This window comes from Alistipes sp. DJF_B185 (genome assembly GCF_964250025.1).
In the GTDB taxonomy this organism is placed as follows: Bacteria; Bacteroidota; Bacteroidia; order Bacteroidales; family Rikenellaceae; genus Alistipes; species Alistipes finegoldii.
Map to the genome: position 1 here is coordinate 1 of NZ_CAXUDY010000065.1, position 1,278 is coordinate 1,278.

Consider the following 1,278-nt stretch of genomic DNA (forward strand, 5'->3'; position numbering starts at 1 on the left):
AACACCGAGCCGACCTCGATGTCGGCGATCTCGTCAAAACGTATCTTCCCGTCATTGTATAATACTGCCGTGCCATCCGCATCGGGAATGACGAACAGATCGTCTTCCATGACAATCCCGTGCAACTCGATTAGCGACCCCAGGCATTCACTCGCCGATACCCGGTCGTAATCACCCTTTACCTCATTTGTCGATTTCGTTTCCATATCGCTTTTCTTTAGGTTCAGACAAATACCATACGAAAAAGGCGTGAGAATACGTTAAATACCGGCATTGAGGTACAGCCAAGCACCCATCCACTCGATAGATAATTTCTCCCCACGCCGCTATCGCATACGCTTGACGCATATAGACACGACGATGAAGAAGAGAACTACCCATTATTTTGCGAGCGGATTAAAATTTGGCTGTTTTCAATGCCCCACCATAATGTGTTCCTTCCGTATGTAAATCGCCCGGCGGCACGCCGCCGGAGGATTCGATTGCAAATATAACGATTTCATTCGGGTATCGGCGACAACACGTGCGATTTTTAACAACCTTCCTGCCAAAGAACTACCCGCCGTCCTACAATTTCGGCCCCCGGGCGGGTTTGCGGGGCGCGACCTTCGGCTGCGCCTTCTTCTCCCTGGGCGGTTCGACGATCCGCAGTTTGAGTTTCTCCGTCTTACGGTCGTAACGCACCTCGCAGCAGTCAATCTCACCCGCAACCGACGTCCACACGTTGTTCACACGCACCGCGCCGCCCGAGTAGAGGGTCTTGTATTGTTCGTATTCGAGCGGCTGCCGCAATTTCGCGTCCACCTGACGGTGGAACGAGTAGATATTACGTCCCTTTGCTATTTCGTCGGGAACGTAAACCCGCAACTCGGGATGGGCGGCCTCGGCATAGAGGCACAGATCCGCCGTGCGAAGCTCCCTCGGAACCCACTGGATCATCCTCGGGTCGCCCCGCACGGCCGTATCGGCCACGAGCGGCGTGATGGCCCTCTGGGGAATGTCGTACAGCACCCCCGCATCCTTGCGAACGGCCTCCAACGCCACCTCCTCCGTTACAAGCCGGCGGTTCAGGTGCAGGACACTCATCAACCGGTGTATCTGCTGCGGGTCGTCCTGCTCGCGGAACACCTGCAAGACCAGGGCGGGGTCGCTCAACGCGCTGATAACCGAGAAATCGGTTTTGTCCTTCCCGTAGGTACGCTCGAAAGCCTCCCGGCTCATCTCCGGCGTCCGGGCTTCGCGGGGGACGCCTTTCAGGTTTTGCGGGTTCTCCCGCAC

General features: G+C 56.3%; 2 pseudogenes. Both read right to left on the reverse strand.

From position 1 onward, the window contains the following. Positions 1 to 206, reverse strand: a pseudogene (locus ACESTR_RS16140) (hypothetical protein); the annotation flags it as partial. Between the two features lie 361 nt (positions 207 to 567). Further along, a pseudogene (locus ACESTR_RS16145) lies at positions 568 to 1,278 on the reverse strand (hypothetical protein); the annotation flags it as partial.